This window comes from Nocardia sp. NPDC051321 (assembly GCF_044455225.1).
Classification (GTDB): domain Bacteria; phylum Actinomycetota; class Actinomycetes; order Mycobacteriales; family Mycobacteriaceae; genus Nocardia.
In genome coordinates this window covers 320,746-339,651 of sequence record NZ_JBITEM010000011.1, presented here as the reverse complement: position 1 = coordinate 339,651, position 18,906 = coordinate 320,746, and the positions used below count along the sequence as shown (strand labels likewise).

The following is an 18,906-nucleotide window of genomic DNA, read 5'->3' as shown; positions in this document are numbered from 1 at the left end:
CTCGCCGGTAAGGACGACCTGGCGGGCGGTCGGACCATCGCGGCGCCGGGTGCTGGCGTCCGGCGAACGCCCTGGTCGCGACCGTTCGGCAATTCGGTCCAGTTTCGGCCGACTGGCCCGTGACGGACCAGTCCAGTTGCGGGCAGTATCGCCAAAATGTCGAACATTTCCCCGGCCATCACGGCGCCCACCAAGCCGGATCCAGGACCGGAAGCCACCGGGACCGGGCTCACGCAGCCGGTCGGCGCCGGCGTTGTCACCGCGCTGGTGGGTTTCACCAGTTCCTTCGCGGTGGTATTGAGCGGGCTGAACGCGGTCGGCGCCAACGCGGCACAGGCCGCCTCGGGGCTGCTCGCGCTGTGCGTGACGCAGGCGATCGGCATGCTGGTGCTCAGCTACCGGTATCGGATGCCGATCACGCTGGCCTGGTCGACGCCCGGCGCCGCGCTGCTGGCGAGCACCGGCGCGGTGGCGGGCGGTTGGCCCGCCGCGGTCGCCGCGTTCGCGGTCGCCGGGGTGTTGATCGTGATTACCGGCGTGTGGCAGCGGCTCGGCAGGCTGGTGGCCGCGATTCCGGTGGAGATCGCGCAGGCCATGCTGGCCGGGGTGCTGCTGCCGCTATGCCTCGCGCCGGTGAAAGCGGTGCAGTCCAGCCCGGCGGTGGTGATTCCGGTGATCCTGGTGTGGCTGGTCCTGCAGCGGGTGGCCAAGCGCTGGGCGGTGATCGCGGCATTTGTCACGGCGGCGGTCGGCTCGGGCATCAGTATCGCGGTGCAGCACAAGCACCTCGACTTCGCCGCGATGGCGCCGTCGGTGGAACTGACGCTGCCGCACTGGAATTGGCAGGCGATGATCGGTGTCGCGATCCCGCTCTACATCGTCACCATGGCCTCGCAGAACATCCCAGGCACTGCGGTCATGAAATCCTTTGGCTACCAGGTCCCTTGGCGGGCCGCGATGACCGTCACCGGCATCGGCACCATCATCGGCGCGCCCGCGGGCGGGCACGCGATCAACCTGGCCGCGATCAGCGCCGCCCTCTCGGCGGCGCCCTCGGCGCACCCCGATCCGAAGAAACGCTGGATCGCCACCTTCACCTCCGGCACCGTCTACCTCGTGGTCGCCCTCGGCTCGGCCGCGCTGGTCACCTTCATCGCCGTCGCACCAAAAGGCGTCCTGGAAACCGTTGCGGGCCTTGCCCTCCTCGCCACCCTGGCGGCCGCCTTGACCGGCGCGCTGAGCTCCGAAAAGCACCGCGAGGCAGGCATCGTCACCTTCCTGATCGCCGCCTCCGGCGTCGGTTTCCTCGGCATCGGCGCCGCGTTCTGGGCCCTCATCGCCGGGCTGGTGGTCCGCAAGGTACTGGCCCTCCGCGACTGACGCGGCCCGCGAGAGCTGTTGTGGCTCGGCCACGTCGGCAAGCGGTCAGGCAGGAGCCGCAGTGGCTGGGGCCGCAGTGGTGATCTCGCGATGGTCGGTTGGTTCGGCGATCGGCTGCGCTGCCGTTTTCGGAGTGGATTTCCCTCGGGCGAGGGCACCCAGTTTGGTGTGGTTGAAGAGCAGATTGAGGGTGAAAGATGTTGTCGCGCCCAGGGTTATGCCGCTGGTGAGCAGTATCTGCGCCGACGACGGGAAGTGGACGAACATGTCCTTCGCCATCACCGGCAGCAGGCCGACGCCGACGGCGGTGGCGACGATGGTGGCGTTTACCCGATCGCCGAGGTCCGCTTTGCGCAGGGTGTCGACGCCGACGACCGCGATGGTGGCGAACAGCACCAGTCCGACGCCGCCGACCACCGGCTCGGGAACCGCCGCGACCATCGCGCCGAAGCGGGGCAGCACCCCGAGCACCACCAGGATGGCGCCGCTGGTCGCGGTGACGTAGCGGCTGTAGACCCGGGTGGCGGCGACCGCGCCGACATTCTGATTGAAGATCGTGTCGATGAACGCGGTGAATATCCCGCCGAGCACGCCGGAGAGCCCGTCACCGACCAGGCCGCGCGCCAAATCGCCCTTGCCGATGGGCTTTCCGGTGATCTCGCTGATCGCAAGCATGCTCGCCGTCGATTCGGCGAACACGACCGCCATCACCACGCTCATCGCGACCACCCCGGTGATCGGGAACTCCGGCGCGCCGAAGTGAAACGGCTTCGGCAGGCCCACCCAGTCGGTCCCGGCGATACCGTCGGTGTCGATCAGCCCCATCGGGATGGCCGCGACGATACCGACCACCAGGCCGATCAGCACGCCGAGCTGAGCGACCATGCCGCGGCCGAGGCAGAGGAAGGCGACGGCGATCAGGAAGACGACCGCGGCGAGCGCGATATGGGACGGCGCGGCGAAGGTTGGCGCCTTCGGGTCGGTGCCGATGATCAGCCCGCCCGCCACTCCGATCAGCGAGACGCCGACCACGGTGAGCACGGTCCCGGTGACCAGCGGCGGAAAGAACCGAACCAGCCGGGCGAACGGCCAGGCCAGCGCGACGCCGACGACACCGCCGATCATCATCGACCCGTAGACCGCGGGCAGCCCGTACTCCTTCGCGATCATGATCATCGGATCGAGGCCGATGAAGGTGGCCCCGCAGATGATCGGCAGCCGCGCGCCCGCGAGCTTGGCCACTCCGAGGCTCTGCACCAGCGTGATCACCCCGGCGATCAGCAGGTCCGCACTGATCAGCAGGCCGATGGTGACCCGGTCGAGCCCCGCCGCCGCGCCGAACACCAGCGGCACGGTGATGCACCCGGTGTACATGATCAGCACGTGCTGGATGCCGAAGGTGAGCTGCCGCCCGAGCGGCAATCGGGTATCGACGGTATGCGCTGCCTCTGCCATGCCTACAGAACTAGTCGGTCTTCTTTACATCGAGCGCCCGCAATGTTTCCCCCGCGTGACATCACACCCAGATCTCTGGCAGGCCCGCTGAATCCGCTAGACGCGGCTCAGCAGGGTGAGCGGGTCTTCGAGCAGGCTCGCGGTGGTGGCAAGGAAGCGGGCGGCCAGTTCGCCGTCGATCATCCGGTGATCGAAGCTGATGCCAAGCGTGGTGACCCAGCGGATCGCGAGTTCGTCGCGGAACACCCACGGGCGCTTGCGGATCGAGCCGAGGCACAGGATCGCGGCCTCGCCGGGATTCACCAGCGGCACCCCGGTGTCGACCCCGAACACGCCGACATTGGTGATGGTGAACGTGCCGCCGCGCAGGTCGGCGGGGCTGGCGCGACCCGCTCGCGCGGTCTCGGCCAGCCAGCCGATCTCCCTGGTCAGATCGCGCAGGTTCAGCGACTGCGCCTCCTTGATGTTCGGCACCAGCAGTCCGCGATCGGTGGCAACGGCGACGCCGAGGTTCACGTAGTGCTTGGTGACGATCTCCTGAGCCGCCTCGTCCCAGAAAACGTTCATCTCCGGGAATTCGGCCAGTGCCGCAAGCACCGACCTCGCCACCAGCGCGAGCGGGGTAAGGGTCACTCCGGCAAAGGATTTGGTGCTGCGGAGATGGTCGAGCAGCTCCATCGACGCGGTGCAGTCCAGGGTGACGAAGGTGCTCGCCTGCGGGATGGAGCGGGCACTGGCCAGCATGGCGGCCGCGGTGCGTTTGCGGATGCCGCTGATCGGTGTGCGAACCTCGCGGGCCGGTGGGCGGATCACCCCGGCGGCGGGGTCGGTGCCTGCCGGTGCGGTCGCCACCCGCGTGGCCTGCGGTTGACCGGCCGGCGTGCGCGGTTGCGAGACCGGGACCGCGCCGCGCACGTCCTCGACGGTGACCGCGCCGTCCGGCCCGGAGCCCGCGACGAACCACAGATCGATGCCCAACTCGCGGGCGAGCCTGCGGGCGGCCGGTGTGGCGGCCGCCCGGGTGGTGGTCAGTGGCGGTCTGGTGGGCGAGAAGGTCGCCGCGGCTTCGTCTTCCACATCCGTAGGCGAAATCGTTTGCGCAGCAGGAGCTTCAGCCTGCTCTGGCACGGCCCGCTGCACTTCCTCCGTTTGCTGACCCGAATCTGCCTCCGTAACAACAGGTTCCGCAGCAACTGGCCTGCGCCGCCGCGATACTGTCTCCCCCTCCGGCCCGTAACCGACCAGCACCGCGGTCCGCCCCGCACCTGGCGCATCACTCGACACCTCGGCACCGTTCGTCCCGCCCGCTCGACTCGCCGATGCCGCCGCACTGTCGCGCACCCGTATCAACGGCGCACCGACCAGCACGGTCTCGCCCGGCTGCGCGAGCAATTCCACCACCAGTCCCGCGAACGGCGAAGGCAGCGCCACCACCGCCTTCGCCGTCTCGACCTCGGCGATCGTCTGATTCAGTTCCACCGCGTCGCCGACACTGACCGACCAGGACACCAACTCGGCGTCGGCCAGCCCCTCTCCCAGGTCGGGGAGCCGGAATTCCACGATGTCGCCCTGGCCCGGCTTGGCACGATCTTCCACGTGGGCACCTCTCACTACGGCGGACCGGCGTCAGGCGGCGAGCGTTCGATCGACCGCGGCGAGGATCCGGTCGGGGTCGGGCAGGTGGAACTTTTCGAGCTTAGCGGGGGGATAGGGGATGTCGAACCCGCCGACGCGCAGCACCGGCGCCTCCAGGTGATAGAAGCAGCGTTCGGTGATCCTGGCGGCGATTTCGGCACCGAGACCGGCGAAAACGGGCGCCTCGTGGGTGACGATCAGCCTGCCGGTCTTGGCGACCGACTCCTCGATGGTGTCGAAGTCGATCGGCGAGAGGCTGCGCAGATCGATCACCTCGAGCGAATGGCCTTCCTCAGCGGCGATTTTCGCGGCCGACAGGGCCGTGGCCACGGTGCCGCCATAGGCGACGACGGTGGCGTCCGAGCCGACGGTGCACACCCTGGCGCGGTCGAGCGGCAGGCCGCCATCGCGATCGAGCGCGAGGAAGTCGACGTCGGCCTTGTCCCAGTAGCGCCGCTTGGGTTCGAAGAAGATCACCGGATCGTCCAACGCGATCGCATGGCGGATCATCAGATACGCGTCGGCGGGGTTGCTCGGCGACATCACGCGCAGCCCGGCGGTGTGCGCGAAATAGGCTTCCGGCGATTCCGAATGGTGTTCTACCGAGCCGATCCCACCGCCGAACGGGATGCGAATCGTGATGGGCGCGTTCACCTTTCCCTGCGTCCGGTAGTGGATCTTGGCCACGTGCGAGACGATCTGATCGAAGGCGGGATAGACGAATCCGTCGAACTGGATTTCGCACACCGGCCGGTAGCCGCGCAGCGCCATGCCGAAAGCCGTTCCGACGATGCCGGATTCGGCGAGCGGGGTGTCGACGACGCGGTTGTTGCCGAAGTCCTTCTGCAGAGTGTCGGTGACCCGGAAGACGCCGCCGAGGCGACCGATGTCCTCGCCCATCAGGATGACTTTGGGGTCGTCCTCCAGTGCGCGGCGCAGTCCGGTGTTGAGCGCACCTGCGAAAGTGGTGATCATGAAGGGACTCCTTCCGGTCGCGCGGCCGCCTCGCTGGGATCGCCAGCCAGGTATTCCGCGTACTCGCGTCGCTCTTCGGTGATGAGCGCGTGCGGAGTGGTGTAGACGTGGTCGAACAGGTCCATCGGTGCTGGGTTCGGCATTTCGATGGTCGAGGTGCGCACCTGGCGGGCGACCTCGTCGGCGCGTTCGGCGACCTGACGCTCGAACGCGTAGTCGGACAGCGATTCTCGTTCCAGCAGCCTGCGCAGCCGGTCGATCGGATCGCGGCGGGCCCACTCCTCGGTCTCCGCGGACGAGCGGTAGCGGGTGGGATCGTCGGCGGTGGTGTGCGGGCCCATCCGGTAGGTCAGCGCCTCGATGAAAGACGGCCCGCCGCCGGACCGGGCGCGAGCCACCGCCTGCCTGGTCACCGCGAGTACCGCGAGCGCGTCGTTGCCGTCGACCTGCACGCCGGGGATGCCGTAGCCGTAGGCGCGGCGCACGATCGGGGTCTGGCTCTGCACCTTGACCGGTTCGCTGATCGCCCAGTGGTTGTTCTGGCAGAGGAACACCACGGGGGCGCTCCAGCTCGCCGCGAAACCGAGTGCCTCGGCGATGTCGCCCTGACTGCTCGCGCCATCGCCGAAGTAGGCGATGGTCGCGATCTCGGCGCCGTCCAGGTGCGCGGCGTAGGCGTAGCCGGTCGCGTGCAAGCCCTGCGAGCCGACGATGATGTTCGGGTTGGTCATATTGACCGCGTTCGGGTCCCAGCAGGAGTGCGCCACGCCGCGCCAGAGCCGGGTGAGCTCGGTGGGATGCACGCCGCGGCAGTACGCGACGGCGGCCTCCCGATAGCTGCAGAACACGTAGTCGTCCGGGTGCAGGGCGTGGGCGGAACCGACCTGGGTGGCCTCCTGCCCCAGTAGCGGGGCCCATAGACCGAGTTGGCCCTGCCGTTGCAGCGCGGTCGCCTCGGTGTCGATCCGCCGGGTGACGACCATATCCTCGTATAGGGTGCGTAGCTGCTCGGGCCCGACGTCGGCGACCAGGGCGGCGTGCTCGCGATCGAGGACACGGCGCCCGTCGGGCTGGACCAATTGAACCGGATACTCGACCTTGTCTGGCATCGGTAGCCGCCTCCTCACCATTCCGGTGTGCTCTACCTCACATCATCCAAGATAATGCGAACTGCGCAAGTGATCGACACGCGAATGCGCAGAATGCTCAATTCTTACCCCAGTCGTAATGTCATACTGCGTTCCATGACCAGAGAAACCGTCGACGTGACCCTGGACGCCACCGACGCCAGGCTTTTGCTGGAACTGGTCGCCAATCCCAGAGCCACCGGCGTGGAGCTGGCCGCCAGGCTCGGGCTGTCCCGCAACACCGTGCAGGCTCGGCTGTCGCGCTGGGAGGCGGGCGGCGTGCTCGGCAGTTTCGAGCGCCGGGTGCGGCCGCGCGCGCTCGGCTACCCGCTGTCCGCGTTCGTCGCGGTGGTCGTCGATCAGCACCAATTGGATTCTGTCGTAGACGAACTCGCCGAGGTGCCCGAGGTGACCGAGGTATGCGGCATGACCGGGCTCACCGATCTCACGGTCCGGGTGGTCGCCAGGGACGCCGACGACCTGTATCGAATCGCCGGGCAGATACTGAAGATTCCCGGCGTCGAGCGCACCAACATGGCGCTGGTGATGCGCGAACTGGTCGGGCCGCGCACCGCGCCGCTGCTGAATCGACTGTCGCGCGGTAACTGACCGATATTCGCGCGAGTTCCTGAGTGCCGGACCGGGTTTCCGGACGGGTGATCCCGGTTGCCGGATTCGTGGCGGCGGGTCGGCGCGGCCCCGCTAGGGTGCGGGAATGGAGATTTCGGGCAAGGTTGCGATCGTCACGGGGGCCGGAGCGGGCATCGGCGAGGCGCTGGCCCGCAGGCTGGTTGCCTGCGGTGCGCGCGTGGTACTGGCCGACCTCAACGCCGACGGAGCGACCCGCGTCGCCACATCTCTGGGCGCCGCCGCGATCGGGGTCGGCGGCGACGTCGCGGACGAGCGGGTGATCCGCGTGCTGATCGATCGCGCCGAATCCGAATTCGGCCCGGTCGACCTCTATTTCGCGAACGCGGGCATCGGCGGCGGCGCCGGGCTCGACAGCACCGACGCGCAGTGGGCGGCGGCCTTGGAGGTCAACGTGCTCGCGCACGTTCGCGCCGCACGGCTGCTGGTGCCCGATTGGCTGACCCGCGGCACGGGCTATTTCGTGTCGACCGCGTCGGCTGCTGGCCTACTCACCCAGCTCGGGTCCGCGCCCTACGCGGTCTCCAAGCACGCCGCGGTCGGGTTCGCCGAGTGGCTGTCGGTCACTTACGGCGACAAGGGCATTCGAGTGAGCTGCGTCTGCCCGATGGGTGTGGACACCCAGCTCCTGCACACCGGCCTGGTCCCACCCGAGCACGCCGCCGAAGCCGAACTCGCGGTCAAGGCCGTGAAGACCGCGGGCCCGGTCCTGTCCGCCGACCAGGTCGCCGAGATCGTCGTCGCGGGCATCGAAGCCGAGCACTTCCTCATCCTGCCGCACCCCGACGTACTGAAGATGTACCGCCACAAGGGCACCGACTACGACCGCTGGCTCGACGGCATGCGCCGCTTCCAAGCCGCCCTGCAAAGCTGAACCAGCTCAGCGGTCGACGACCATCTCCGGGTCGGTCGGCGGCTGATCGAGGACGGTGCCGGAACGGTCGCGGAGGAACTTGTCGAACATGGCCGCGACGTAGGTGCGCACCAAGGTGGTTGCGCGGTCCGCGGGGATGGGGCCGATGTATTGCTTAGTGGCGGGCCGGGCGAACTCGGGCACCAGCGCTGGCATGTCGGTGAAGTCGTAGTGGGCCGAATCCCGCAGCATCAGTTGACGTTTCCAGCCGGTGCCGTGCTGCCAGAAGGCGTCCAACGACGGCACGGCGTCGCCGACCTCGGCGATCTGCTGGCTCGTCAGCACCAGCACCGGCCGGTCGACGCCCTCGGTGGCCGCGCGTCCGAAATCCTCGTCGATGCCGATCTGCCCGTCGAGATCGATCGCGGCGTCGATGCGGCGGTCGTCGTGCATCGTCTCGACGGCGGTGAATCCGCCGAGCGAGTGACCGATCATCCCGATCCGGTCCAGGTCGAGGGCGCGATCGAGGCCCGAGGGCAGGTCGCGATGTTCGGCGTCCGGGTTGTCGCCGTGGGCCAGTCCGGTGAGGGAGTTCAAGACGAGCTGGGTATCGAGCATTCTGGCAGCCGCGTATCGATGCCGGGTTTCCTTGTCGAATGCCGGCATTGGCGCGAACTGGGCGAACCTGCCACCGGGGAACTCCACCACCGGCGCCTCGTAGGTGTGGTCGATGGTCACCACCACGTAGCCCCGGCTGGCGAGATCCTCGGCCAGACCGGTGCCGAGCACTCGCGTGACGCCCGCTCCCGGGGTGAAGAGAACCACTGGATATGCCGATCCGGGGAGCGCGGGGGGACCGCTGTAGGAGTTCGTGAGCAGGCCGGGCAGTTCGATACCGAAGCGCTTCTCGAGTTCCGGGATCAGCACGGTCGACGCGTAGTGTGCCCGCGGATACTTGTCGATCTGAGCAGCCGGGTAGAACACCGACACCATCAACTCACGCGACCGCTCCGGCTTGAACGGGTCAGGTCGCGCAGCGTCGACCAGGTGCAGAGTCGTTGTGCCGACCGGAGATTGGCCACCCAGCCGCGGCAGCACCGTCACCCCAATCGGCGAAGCACCGGAAAAACCGGTACTTCCCGCTACTAATGCGGCGACGGATAACAGCACAGCGAACAGCCGATTGATCAACATTCCCCCACGAGGTGAAAGCACGTCCTATCGTGGCCACTCCCAGGCCGCGGTACCGACGCTAACAGCAAAACCGTTGCCGCACACCCTCAGTCGGTGACGAGGGCGCTGGCGGCGGTGCGGATGACGGCCGGAATCTCCACGGGCTTACGGGTTTCGGCGTCTACGTAGACGTGCACGAAGACGCCGGTGGCGGCTAGCTCGAGCGCACCGTCGGTGTCGCGGAAGATGGCCAGGTCGTAGGTGATGCTGGAGCGACCGAGGCGCGAGATGCGCAGGCCGACCTGCAGCTGATCCGGGAAGCTGAGCGAGCCGACGTATTGGCACGAGGTCTGGGCGACCACGCCGAGCGCGGGCAGGTCACGGATGTCGGTGCCGGTGGCGTGCATCAACCACGCGTTGACCGCGGTGTCGAAGTACGAGTAGTAGGTCACGTTGTTCACGTGGCCGTAGTGGTCGTTGTCCGCCCAGCGGGTCGGCATCGGCCAGAGGACCGGATACTGCTGCGTCACCCGGCCGACGATAGCTCAGCGTGGGTGGCGCCCTGGCGGTGGTCGCGCGGGCTGAGGCCGAAGTGGCGTTTGAAGGCGGTGCTCAGCGCGAAGGCGCTGCCGTAACCGACTTGGCGGGCGATGGATTCGATGGTGGCGTCGGATTCGGCGAGCAGGTCGGCGGCCAGCGCGAGGCGCCATTCGGTGAGGAAGGACATCGGCGGCTCGCCGACCAGGTCGGTGAAGCGGCGGGCCAGCGCGGCCCTGGACACCCCGACGGCCTCGGCCAGGCTGGCCACCGTCCAGCCGTGCGCCGGATTGTGTTGCAGCAGCCGCAGCGCCTTGCCGACCAGCGGGTCGCTGTAGGCGTGGTACCAGGCGGGCGCGTCGTTGCGCGCGAACCAGGCGCGCAGGGCCGCGATCAGCACCATGTCCAGCAGGCGGTCGAGCACGGCGCCCTGGGCGGGCTGCTCCTTGACGGCCTCGTCGACCAGGATGTCGAGCAGGCGGGTGTCGAAGTCGCCGCGCTGCAACACGATGACCTGCGGCAGCGCGCGCAGCAGGCGCTGGCTGGCCGCGCCCGCCGACTCGTAGGTGCCGGTCACCATCACGGTGGCGCCGTAGGCGTCGGTCCCCCACTGGCGCACGCCGAGACTCAATGTCTCGCAGAGGGTTTCGCCGTCGAGCGTCTTCGTCACGTTGCCGGGATGGATGACGATGTCCGGCTCGGTGGCCGGATCGTCGGCGACCGTGTAGTGATCGGGTCCGCGGAAGATCGCGACGTCGCCTTCGCACAGCTGACGCGGCGGCGCGTTGTTGTCCAGCATGATCCACGCGCCACCGCGCACCATCGACACCACGGCGAGCGCCGCCTCGTCCTGAATACGCAGCGACCACGGCGGCTTCAGCATCGAGCACATGACGAACGCGCCGCGGGCACGTGGACCTTCGAGCAGACTGGCGAGCGCATCCACGTCATCCACAGTAGACGATCACGCATGGTTATGAGCTGCTGAACTATGTCTCGTCCAGCCCTCTGACGATGTACTCGAGTCATGACAAACAGCAACACAAACGACCTCATCCTCGTCACCGGCGGGACCGGCAAGACCGGCAGCCGCGTCGCCGCTCGACTCGAGCAGGCGGGCCACTCGATCCGGCTCGGGTCGCGCTCGGCCGAGATCCCGTTCAGCTGGGCAGACCGCGATACCTGGCCCGCCGCACTGGCCGGCGCGCACTCCGCGTACGTCGCGTTCCAGCCCGACCTCGCGGTGCCCGGCGCCCCCGAGGCGCTGCGCGCGTTCGCGGCCGCGGCGAAGGAGAGCGGCGTGCGCAAGCTGGTGCTGCTGTCCGGCCGCGGCGAGCCGGAGGCGGCGGAATGCGAGGAGATCGTGCAGGAATCCGGTCTCGATTGGACCATCGTCCGGTGCGCCTTCTTCGCGCAGAACTTCAGCGAGGGCGCGTTCACCGACTACATCCTGGCGGGCGAGGTAGCGCTGCCCAATGGTGCGGTGCCGGAACCGTTCGTGCACGCCGACGACATCGCCGACGTCGCTGTGCGCGCGCTCACCGAGGACGGGCACCAGGGCGAGGTCTACGAGTTGACCGGGCCGCGCGCGCTCACCTTCGCCGAGGCGGTCGCGGAGATCGCCGAGGCGACCGGGCGCGAGATCGCCTTCATCCCGGTCTCGCGCACGGACTTCGTTGCGGCACTGACCGATTACCAGGTGCCCGCCGATGTGGTGAGCCTGCTCGACTACCTGTTCGGCACGATCTTGGACGGCAGGAACTCGAAGACCGCCGACGGTGTGCGCCGGGCTTTGGGCCGTGCGCCAAAGGATTTCACCGAATACGCACGTGAGACGGCCGCGACCGGCATCTGGAACATCCAGGGCTAGTGGATGGTTGGAACAAGTAGAGGCTGTGCAGACGACCCGTGGAGCCGGATCGCATCGGCGCGATCCGGCTTCCGGACCGGTGGGCCGAAGATGTCCCGCCCCGGATCCCGCGAGGTCGCGCCGGTCTTCGCCGACATCGAGCGGGTGGGGCGCACGCAAAAATCTCATCGGTACCGTCGAGATGATGGTGACTTCGACGGCTGATCGAACAACCCGCATGGCCCGGGCCGCCGTGTTCACGGTGTTCGGCTTGAACGGGTTCCTGCTGGCCATGTGGGTTGTGCACATTCCGCCGATCACCGATCGGACCGGCGTCTCGAAGTCGACGCTCGGGATGTTCATCCTGCTGATGGCAGGCGCGGGCATCGTCGGCATGCGCATCGCGGGACCGCTCGCCGACCGGTTCGGCAGCCGGACACTGGTCGCCGCCGCCGCGATCATCGCGTCCGTGGCGGTGATCGGGCCCGGCCTGGCTACCGGGCCGGTCGCCTTGGCGATCGCGTTGGCCTGCTTCGGTTTCGGCAACGGCGCGCTGGACGTGTCGATGAATACCCAAGCGGTGCACGTGGAACGGGCCTACGGACGCCCGATCATGGCGGCCTTTCACGCGCTCTTCTCCGGCGGCGGCCTGCTCGGATCGCTGATAGGTGCCGCGACCTTGCGGGCCGGGCTGGATTTGCGAGTGACGTTGGCATCGGCGGCAATCGCCTGCATGGCGCTGACGTTCGCGGCGCTGCCACGACTGCTCCGCGACACCGATCCCCCGGCAGCCGAGCCGCACCTGCGCCGAACACCAACGGCCCCAACGGACTCCAACGGACGTGAGCACCGCCGGAAGGTACTGGCGCTGGCCGCGATCGCGTTCGCGGTGCTGCTCACCGAGGGCGTGGCAGGCGACTGGAGCACCCTGCAGATGCGCGAGCACCTCGACGCCGACGCGGCCACCGCGGCACTGGCTTTCGGCGCCTTCTCGGTCGCCATGACCGCGGGCCGCCTGGCCACCGATCGGGTGAGCGGCGCATTCGGCCGGGTCGCCGTCGTCCGCTACGGCATGCTGATCTCGGCGCTCGGACTGGCCATGATCCTGGCCTCCGCCTGGATTCCGCTGACCCTGCTCGGCTGGGCGTTGACGGGCCTCGGCCTGTCCGGCAGCGTCCCGCAGATATTCACCGCCGCGGGCAATCTCGGTTCCGGCAAGGCCGCGACCGATATGTCGCGCGTCTTCAGCTTCGGCTATCTCGGCCTGCTGGCCGGACCCGCGGTGATCGGCTGGCTCACCGCGGTGGTCCCGCTGACCACCGCGATCGCCGTTCCGCTCATCGCGGTGCTCGTGTGCTGCCGCTATGCAGGCGTCGTCGCTCCGGCCCGCGCCGAATCCAGGTAGCCGCGGCTACTTCGGCGGCACCAAGCACAGCGTCATCGGATCCGGTTTCGGGTAGACGATGGTGCTGTCCTCGGTGTACTTGCTGCCGCACGCGGACTTGTTCGCCGTGCCGAGAATGATGCGGCCGATCTTGTAGTCGGCGGACGCGGTGCACGGCACCTTGGTGCTGGCGCCGAGCATGTTGCCGTCGACGCAGTCGCCTTCCTTCACATTGAGCCGAAGGCAGAGCGTGTATTCCTTGCCGCCGGTCTGGTAGTAGCTTGCGTAATCCTTGGTCGCGCAGTCCTTGTTGGCGCCGTCGATCCGTTCCGCCACCACGTAATTGGCCTCGGGGTCGGAGCACTCCTTGGTGGCGAATTCGGCCTTGAAGGTGGTGCCGGACAGTTTCGCGCACTCGCCGACCGCGACCTTGTCACCGTCCGGGCGGAGCAGCACGACGAGCCCGATGACCAGGCCGATCGCGACCACGGCGGCGATCGTGAGGAAAACAGCTTTGCCGCGACCACCCGACCGCGACGGCGGCGCGGGCGGCGGAAAATTGCCGGGCGGAAATCCGGGCGGCCCGGGCGGCGGGAAACCGTTGGGCGGCGGAAAGCCGTTATTCGGTGGCGGATAGCCGTAACCCGGCTGTGGTTGGTACCCCTGCGCGCCGGGTGCCTGCGGATAACCCGGCTGGCCGTAGCCCTGTCCACCAGGTTGCCCCGGATACGGATAATTAGGTGGTGGTGTAGTCATGGATTCCCCTCCCCAGGGTTCAAGCAATTCCACCGCACACGGCGGCAGACGAACTCACAGAATCTAGCCGATCGATCCGGATTCCGGGTGCTCGCCGATTGCCGACCTCGTCACAGATAGAGGCCCGAATTGATGGGATCATCCTTGACCGATTGAATTTTGGTGTCGCCGTCGCGCAGCGCCACCAATTCCGCCAGCGTCGCGCCGTCCGGGCAGGCGGCATCGGCCGGCGTATCCGGACGACGTTCCCTGGCGAGCCAGGCCGCCGACTCGGCGGGTGACAACCGGCCGACCTCGAGCTGAGCCAGGCAGCGGCCCGGCCGGGTGACCGCGGGGTGCAGCCGGGACAGGTCCTCGTTGGTGGTGATCGCGACCAGCACGTCCCTGCCCTGGCCGAGCATCCCGTCGGTCAGGTTGAGCAGCCGCGAAAGGCCCTGACCCGCAGTCTCTTTCGCCTCGCCGCGAATCAGCTCGTCGCAGTCCTCCAGCACCAGCATGCGCCAGCGCTTGGCGGCGTCGTCGCCGTCGACGCCAGCCGCAACGTCCATCAGGTAGCCGGGCTTGCCGAACATCACTTCGGGGTCGAGTACACAGTCGAATTGACACCACGGCGCCCACGCCCGCGCGAGCGCACGCAGCGCGGTGGTCTTCCCGGTGCCCGGCGGCCCGTGCAGCAGCACGAGACGGCCGCGCACGTCCGCAGCCGTCAACGCCATCAGCCGGTCCATGGCGCCCGCGACATCCTCGGGGTAGTTGCCGCGGATCGTCGGCCACTCCGGTGCCGAGATGGTGTGGCCGCGGCGCTGCGGCCCGTGGCCTGCCATGTGCCAGAAGCCCATCTCGATGGTCTCGCCCACCTCGGGCTGCGCGGCCGCGCCCTTGATCGACTCGGCGAGCACGGTGGCGGCCAGCTCGTCGGTCTCGGCGGTGACCTCGACCATCGCCGACCCGCCGGACCAGCGGATGGCGCGCAACGACCAGCCGGTGCCGACCACCAGGGTCGCGGTGCTCTCCTCCTCCTGCACCGACCGCACCACCTGGCCGTATTCGGGGCGCAGCAGCGCCTCCGGGTTGATCCGTTCGAACCGCGCGATGTGCGCGCAGGGTTGATCGCCGCGCAGGAACGGCGTCACCGCGAGGGCGTCGATCGCGTCGCGGGTCGAGTAGGCGGAGTCGACGGTGACGGCCCACGGCAGCCGCTCGGCGAGATCGGCCGAGGGTGCGCTCGGGTCGATCAACCGAAGCGGCTCATTACGAGAGGACACTCCGAGCATGATCAGGGTTACCGGCCCGCCGTGTCCAGCAAATTAAATCGTGGACGATCATCTTCCGACCGCACGCACGCAGATCGTGGTCGGCTCCGGCGTCGAATAGACCAGGCCCCATTGCGCTCTGGTGTCCACCCCGCACAGCAGGCGATCCATGGTGCCATGGACGATCCTGCTCACCTGGTAGCTGTGCGGGCCGCACGCCGCCTTCGGGCCGACGAACCCTGGCAGATCCGCGAAGCAGTCGTTTTCGGCGGCGTTGAGCGTCAGGCACAACCGGTAGCCGTCCGGTCCGGACCGCTTGTAGTAGGCGTAATCGGGGCTCGGGCAGGTGTCGATGTCGTTGTCCACCCGCAGCGCCACTCGGTAGTTGGCGTCCGGGTCGGCGCAGTCGGCCTGCGCGAGCTCCGCGGCACTGGTCGCGCCCCACACCTTCGCGCAGCTCCCGGCCGTGATCTTGGCTTCGCCCGGTGCCGATTTCATGTTGAGGAAGACGCCGACGACCAGGCACACCGCCACCCCGACGCCGAGCACGGCGAGCTTGCCGATCCAGCGCGAGTGCCACGGTTTCCGGCGCACCGGCACCACGACCTCGAGACCCGTTGCGCCGTCCTCGGTTTCGGTGGGCGGCGGAAAGCCCTGTGACATAGCTGTTTCCCCCTGAGGCGATTAGGTCCGGAGAAACTATCTCATGATCGAAAAACGACCCTCCGCCCTGCTCGGCGGAGGGTCGTTCTCGTGAATCCGGCTGCCTTACAGCGCCTTCAGTTCCTCGGTGACAGCGCCGACGGACTTCTTCGCGTCGCCGAACAACATCGAGGTGGTGTCGGCGTAGAAGAGCGGGTTGTCGATGCCTGCGAAGCCGGAGTTCATCGAGCGCTTGAGCACGATAACGCTCTTGGCCTGGTCGACGTTGAGCACCGGCATGCCGTAGATCGGGCTGCTGGCGTCCTCGCGGGCGGCCGGGTTCGTGACGTCGTTGGCGCCGATGACCAGGGCGACATCGGTGCGGGAGAACTCGCCGTTGATGTCGTCCATTTCCTTGAGCGCGTCATAGGAGACCTCGGCCTCGGCGAGCAGCACGTTCATGTGACCGGGCATGCGACCCGCGACCGGGTGGATGGCGTACTTGACCTCGACGCCCTTGGCTTCGAGCAGTGCCGCCATTTCCTTGACCGCGTGCTGGGCCTGGGCCACCGCCATGCCGTAGCCGGGGACAACGATGACCTGGTTGGCGTAGGCCATCTGGATCGCGGCGTCGGCGGCGGAGGTGGCCTTGGCCTGCTTGGCCTCGCCGTCGCCGCTGGCGCCCGGAGCCGTTCCGCCGCCGCCGAATCCGCCCGCCACGATGGCCGGGATGGACCGGTTCATGGCCTTGGCCATCAGGTTGGTCAGGATGGTGCCGGACGCGCCGACGATCATGCCGGCCACGATCATCGCGGTGTTGTTCAACGCCAAACCCGCTGCGGCGGCCGACAATCCGGTCAACGCGTTGAGCAGGGAGATGACAACGGGCATGTCCGCGCCGCCGATCGGCAGCACCACCGCGAGACCGAGCACGCCGGCCAGCACCAGCACCGCGATCATCCACAGTTGGGACACACCATCATTGGTGGCGCCGATGCCGATCACCACCGCCGCGGCGATTGCCCCGATCAGCAACAGCAGATTCAGCGGCTGCTGCAGCTTGCCGAGCCCGAGTGGACGACCGGGCAGGATCTCTTGCAGCTTGCCGAACGCGATCAGCGAGCCCCAGAACGAGATCGAGCCGATGATCGCCGCGAACAGCGAGCCGACAACGATGTGCACGGTCGGCTCTTCGTCGAAGTGCGAAAAGCCTTGGCTGTTGATGAATTCCGACCACGCGATGAGCGCGACCGTGCCACCGCCGACGCCGTTGAACGCGGCGACCAGCTGCGGCATGGCGGTCATCTTGGTGAACCGGGCCGGCGGCACACCGAGCGCGATACCGACCACAAGACCGGCGACGATCAGGATCCAGTTGCTGGTGTGGCGCACCGAGATCAGCGTCGCGACCACGGCGATGAACATGCCTACCGCGGCGATCAGGTTGCCGCGCACCGCGGTCTTCGGGCCGGTCAGGCCCATCAGGCCGTAGATGAACATGCCGAAGGCGATGATGTAGAGGCCGTTGACCAGGTAGGTCACGTTGTCGAAGGTATGCATCACTTCTCCGCCTTCACCGGGGCCGCTTTTTTGCCCTTGAACATGCCGAGCATGCGGTCGGTCACCACGAAACCACCGATGACATTGAGGGTTCCGAACACCACGGCGACGAACAGGATGATCTGGGTCAGGATCGACGGGTCCTGCACGTTACCGAGGGTGACCAGCGCGCCGAGCACGACGATGCCGTGAATGGCGTTGGTACCGGACATGAGTGGGGTGTGCAGGGTGTTGGGCACCTTGGAGATGACGGCGAAACCGACGAACCCGGACAAGACCAGGATCGCGATGTTCGCGAGGAGTTCGGTGTACATCAGGCTTCCACCTCACGTGTCACGCAGGAATCGGCGAGCACCTGATCGCTGAAGTCGGGCGCGAGCTTCCCGTCCACCAGCATCAGTTCCAGCAGCGCCGAAATGTTCTTCGAGTACAGCTCTGAAGCGTGCTCCGGCATGGTCGCGGGCAGGTTCAGCGGGGAGGCGATGGTGACCTCGTGCTTGACCACCACCTCGCCGGGCTCGGTGAGCTCACAGTTGCCGCCGGTCTCTCCGGCCAGGTCGACGATCACGCTGCCGGGCTTCATGCCCTCCACCGCGGCGGCGGTCACCAGTCGCGGCGCGGGACGGCCGGGCACCAGCGCGGTGGTGATCACCACGTCGAAGCCCTTGATCGCGTCCTCCAAAGCCTGCTGCTGCTTTGCCTTTTCCTCGTCGGTGAGCTCGCGGGCGTACCCGCCCTCACCGGCGGCATCGATGCCGAGATCGAGCCACTGGGCACCGACCGAGCGCACCTGATCGGCGACCTCGGGACGCACGTCGTAGCCCGTGGTGCGGCCGCCGAGGCGCTTGGCCGTGGCCAGCGCCTGCAGACCGGCGACACCGACACCGAGCACCAGCACCGTCGCGGGCTTCACCGTGCCCGCCGCGGTGGTGAGCATCGGGAAGAAGCGGGTCGACTCCGACGCGGCGAGCAGCACGGCCTTGTAACCGGCGACGTTGGCCTGCGAGGACAGCGCGTCCAGCACCTGCGCACGCGAGATGCGCGGGATCGCTTCCACCGCGAACGCTTGCACGCCAGCGGTTTTCAGCTTGCCGATCTGGTTGTCCGCGTTGCGCGGGGCCAGGAAGCCGATCAGGGTCTGCCCACTCGACAGCTTGGCCACCTCGGCGTCGCTGGGCGGGGCCACCTTCACGACCACCTCGGCCGACCACGGATCGCCGATCGTCGCGCCCGCCGCCTCGTAGGCGCTGTCGGGAATGAGTGCGCCGAGCCCGGCTCCGGACTCGATCACCACCTGCACGCCCTGCTTCAGCAGGGTCGGAATGATCTTCGGCACCAATGCGACACGTCGTTCGCCCGCGTTGGACTCGCGAACGACTCCGACACGCGCGCCGCGTGGCGACTCGTCGCCTACGCTCTGCGTTGTCTCCACTATGTCAGTTCCTTCTCGTGCTGAGCTTCAGGCATCAGATGGACGACCGGACGATGTTACTTCAGAGTAAGGTCGCCCAAATCATCGCTACTGTACCTGCCGTTTTGTGCAGACCGCTGAGACGCCCGTCACAAGATCATGCCCGATTCCGCCGGTTTGCCGGATCCGCCAGGTCGTCGTGAACATCGTGGTCACCTCCAGCGCTGTCGGCCGTTCGGATGAGCGCCGATACTGATGTTTGTCGCTA

The 18,906-nt window shown here is 67.8% G+C and carries 18 protein-coding genes; 5 read left to right on the top strand and 13 right to left on the bottom strand.

Annotated elements, in window-relative coordinates; genetic code table 11:
- Nucleotides 1–156 precede the first annotated feature (156 nt).
- Nucleotides 157–1,380 (top strand): benzoate/H(+) symporter BenE family transporter, encoded by a 1,224-nt coding sequence (locus ACIA8C_RS27470; protein WP_397139515.1) that lies wholly within the window; start codon nt 157–159, stop codon nt 1,378–1,380.
- 45 nt (nt 1,381–1,425) lie between these two features.
- On the opposite strand, the gene ACIA8C_RS27465 is transcribed toward ACIA8C_RS27470, so the two are convergent.
- The 4 genes from ACIA8C_RS27465 to pdhA all read right to left on the bottom strand — a co-directional run bounded on the left by ACIA8C_RS27465 (nt 1,426) and on the right by pdhA (nt 6,554).
- Nucleotides 1,426–2,835, bottom strand: coding sequence for a uracil-xanthine permease family protein (locus ACIA8C_RS27465; protein WP_397139513.1), 1,410 nt, complete (start codon nt 2,833–2,835; stop codon nt 1,426–1,428).
- A 96-nt stretch (nt 2,836–2,931) separates the two neighbouring features.
- On the bottom strand, nt 2,932–4,431 hold the full coding sequence (locus ACIA8C_RS27460; RefSeq protein WP_397139511.1) for a dihydrolipoamide acetyltransferase family protein: 1,500 nt from the start codon (nt 4,429–4,431) through the stop codon (nt 2,932–2,934).
- Between the two features lie 30 nt (nt 4,432–4,461).
- On the bottom strand, nt 4,462–5,445 hold the full coding sequence (locus tag ACIA8C_RS27455) for an alpha-ketoacid dehydrogenase subunit beta (RefSeq protein ID WP_397139509.1): 984 nt from the start codon (nt 5,443–5,445) through the stop codon (nt 4,462–4,464).
- On the bottom strand, nt 5,442–6,554 hold the full coding sequence (pdhA, locus tag ACIA8C_RS27450; protein WP_397139507.1) for a pyruvate dehydrogenase (acetyl-transferring) E1 component subunit alpha: 1,113 nt from the start codon (nt 6,552–6,554) through the stop codon (nt 5,442–5,444). The genes ACIA8C_RS27455 and pdhA overlap by 4 nt, the downstream gene beginning before the upstream one ends.
- A 135-nt stretch (nt 6,555–6,689) precedes the next feature.
- Between pdhA and ACIA8C_RS27445 the strand changes: the two genes are divergently transcribed.
- Entirely contained in the window at nt 6,690–7,181 is a 492-nt protein-coding gene (locus ACIA8C_RS27445) for an Lrp/AsnC family transcriptional regulator (protein WP_397139505.1), read from the top strand.
- 106 nt (nt 7,182–7,287) lie between these two features.
- The gene (locus tag ACIA8C_RS27440) at nt 7,288–8,094 is read left to right on the top strand and encodes an SDR family oxidoreductase (RefSeq protein ID WP_397139503.1); all 807 of its coding nucleotides are present in this window, start codon (nt 7,288–7,290) and stop codon (nt 8,092–8,094) included.
- 6 nt (nt 8,095–8,100) lie between these two features.
- Here the strand turns inward: ACIA8C_RS27440 and ACIA8C_RS27435 are convergent, their stop codons facing one another.
- From ACIA8C_RS27435 to ACIA8C_RS27425, 3 genes are all read right to left on the bottom strand, one after another.
- The gene (locus tag ACIA8C_RS27435) at nt 8,101–9,267 is read right to left on the bottom strand and encodes an alpha/beta hydrolase family protein (protein WP_397139501.1); all 1,167 of its coding nucleotides are present in this window, start codon (nt 9,265–9,267) and stop codon (nt 8,101–8,103) included.
- Between the two features lie 86 nt (nt 9,268–9,353).
- Nucleotides 9,354–9,746, bottom strand: coding sequence for an acyl-CoA thioesterase (locus tag ACIA8C_RS27430; protein ID WP_397139638.1), 393 nt, complete (start codon nt 9,744–9,746; stop codon nt 9,354–9,356).
- A 26-nt stretch (nt 9,747–9,772) separates the two neighbouring features.
- Complete coding sequence (locus tag ACIA8C_RS27425) at nt 9,773–10,729, bottom strand: AraC family transcriptional regulator (protein ID WP_397139499.1); 957 nt, start codon at nt 10,727–10,729, stop codon at nt 9,773–9,775.
- Between the two features lie 81 nt (nt 10,730–10,810).
- Here ACIA8C_RS27425 and ACIA8C_RS27420 point away from each other — a divergent pair, with 81 nt between their 5' ends.
- Nucleotides 10,811–11,653: an SDR family oxidoreductase gene (locus tag ACIA8C_RS27420; protein WP_397139497.1), complete on the top strand. Its 843-nt coding sequence runs from the start codon at nt 10,811–10,813 to the stop codon at nt 11,651–11,653.
- A 184-nt stretch (nt 11,654–11,837) separates the two neighbouring features.
- A complete protein-coding gene (locus tag ACIA8C_RS27415; RefSeq protein ID WP_397139495.1) occupies nt 11,838–13,037 on the top strand; it encodes an MFS transporter in 1,200 nt (399 codons plus the stop codon).
- Nucleotides 13,038–13,043: 6 nt separating this feature from the next.
- Here ACIA8C_RS27415 and ACIA8C_RS27410 read toward each other — a convergent pair whose 3' ends face one another.
- From ACIA8C_RS27410 to ACIA8C_RS27385, 6 genes are all read right to left on the bottom strand, one after another.
- Nucleotides 13,044–13,772 (bottom strand): hypothetical protein, encoded by a 729-nt coding sequence (locus tag ACIA8C_RS27410; protein ID WP_397139493.1) that lies wholly within the window; start codon nt 13,770–13,772, stop codon nt 13,044–13,046.
- Between the two features lie 110 nt (nt 13,773–13,882).
- A complete protein-coding gene (locus ACIA8C_RS27405) occupies nt 13,883–15,046 on the bottom strand; it encodes a DUF5925 domain-containing protein (RefSeq protein WP_397139491.1) in 1,164 nt (387 codons plus the stop codon).
- 48 nt (nt 15,047–15,094) lie between these two features.
- Nucleotides 15,095–15,688, bottom strand: a complete 594-nt coding sequence (locus ACIA8C_RS27400) for a hypothetical protein (protein WP_397139489.1) — start codon at nt 15,686–15,688, stop codon at nt 15,095–15,097.
- 105 nt (nt 15,689–15,793) lie between these two features.
- The gene (locus ACIA8C_RS27395; protein WP_397139636.1) at nt 15,794–17,209 is read right to left on the bottom strand and encodes an NAD(P)(+) transhydrogenase (Re/Si-specific) subunit beta; all 1,416 of its coding nucleotides are present in this window, start codon (nt 17,207–17,209) and stop codon (nt 15,794–15,796) included.
- A gap of 17 nt (nt 17,210–17,226) precedes the next feature.
- The gene (locus ACIA8C_RS27390; RefSeq protein WP_107654393.1) at nt 17,227–17,541 is read right to left on the bottom strand and encodes an NAD(P) transhydrogenase subunit alpha; all 315 of its coding nucleotides are present in this window, start codon (nt 17,539–17,541) and stop codon (nt 17,227–17,229) included.
- Nucleotides 17,541–18,659 carry a Re/Si-specific NAD(P)(+) transhydrogenase subunit alpha gene (locus ACIA8C_RS27385; protein WP_397139487.1) on the bottom strand — a complete coding sequence of 373 codons (1,119 nt, stop codon included), beginning with the start codon at nt 18,657–18,659 and terminating at the stop codon, nt 17,541–17,543. Before ACIA8C_RS27385 ends, ACIA8C_RS27390 begins: the two co-directional genes overlap by 1 nt.
- Nucleotides 18,660–18,906: the final 247 nt, after the last annotated feature.

Coding starts and splice junctions, on each gene's coding strand:
- ACIA8C_RS27445 (WP_397139505.1), top strand. CDS start 6,690: ATGACCAGAGAAACCGTCGACGTGACCCTGGACGCCACCGACGCCAGG.
- ACIA8C_RS27400 (WP_397139489.1), bottom strand. CDS start 15,688: ATGTCACAGGGCTTTCCGCCGCCCACCGAAACCGAGGACGGCGCAACG.
- ACIA8C_RS27435 (WP_397139501.1), bottom strand. CDS start 9,267: ATGTTGATCAATCGGCTGTTCGCTGTGCTGTTATCCGTCGCCGCATTA.
- ACIA8C_RS27410 (WP_397139493.1), bottom strand. CDS start 13,772: ATGACTACACCACCACCTAATTATCCGTATCCGGGGCAACCTGGTGGA.
- ACIA8C_RS27420 (WP_397139497.1), top strand. CDS start 10,811: ATGACAAACAGCAACACAAACGACCTCATCCTCGTCACCGGCGGGACC.
- pdhA (WP_397139507.1), bottom strand. CDS start 6,554: ATGCCAGACAAGGTCGAGTATCCGGTTCAATTGGTCCAGCCCGACGGG.
- ACIA8C_RS27470 (WP_397139515.1), top strand. CDS start 157: ATGTCGAACATTTCCCCGGCCATCACGGCGCCCACCAAGCCGGATCCA.
- ACIA8C_RS27455 (WP_397139509.1), bottom strand. CDS start 5,445: ATGATCACCACTTTCGCAGGTGCGCTCAACACCGGACTGCGCCGCGCA.
- ACIA8C_RS27405 (WP_397139491.1), bottom strand. CDS start 15,046: ATGCTCGGAGTGTCCTCTCGTAATGAGCCGCTTCGGTTGATCGACCCG.
- ACIA8C_RS27440 (WP_397139503.1), top strand. CDS start 7,288: ATGGAGATTTCGGGCAAGGTTGCGATCGTCACGGGGGCCGGAGCGGGC.
- ACIA8C_RS27430 (WP_397139638.1), bottom strand. CDS start 9,746: ATGCCGACCCGCTGGGCGGACAACGACCACTACGGCCACGTGAACAAC.
- ACIA8C_RS27415 (WP_397139495.1), top strand. CDS start 11,838: ATGGTGACTTCGACGGCTGATCGAACAACCCGCATGGCCCGGGCCGCC.
- ACIA8C_RS27465 (WP_397139513.1), bottom strand. CDS start 2,835: ATGGCAGAGGCAGCGCATACCGTCGATACCCGATTGCCGCTCGGGCGG.
- ACIA8C_RS27390 (WP_107654393.1), bottom strand. CDS start 17,541: ATGTACACCGAACTCCTCGCGAACATCGCGATCCTGGTCTTGTCCGGG.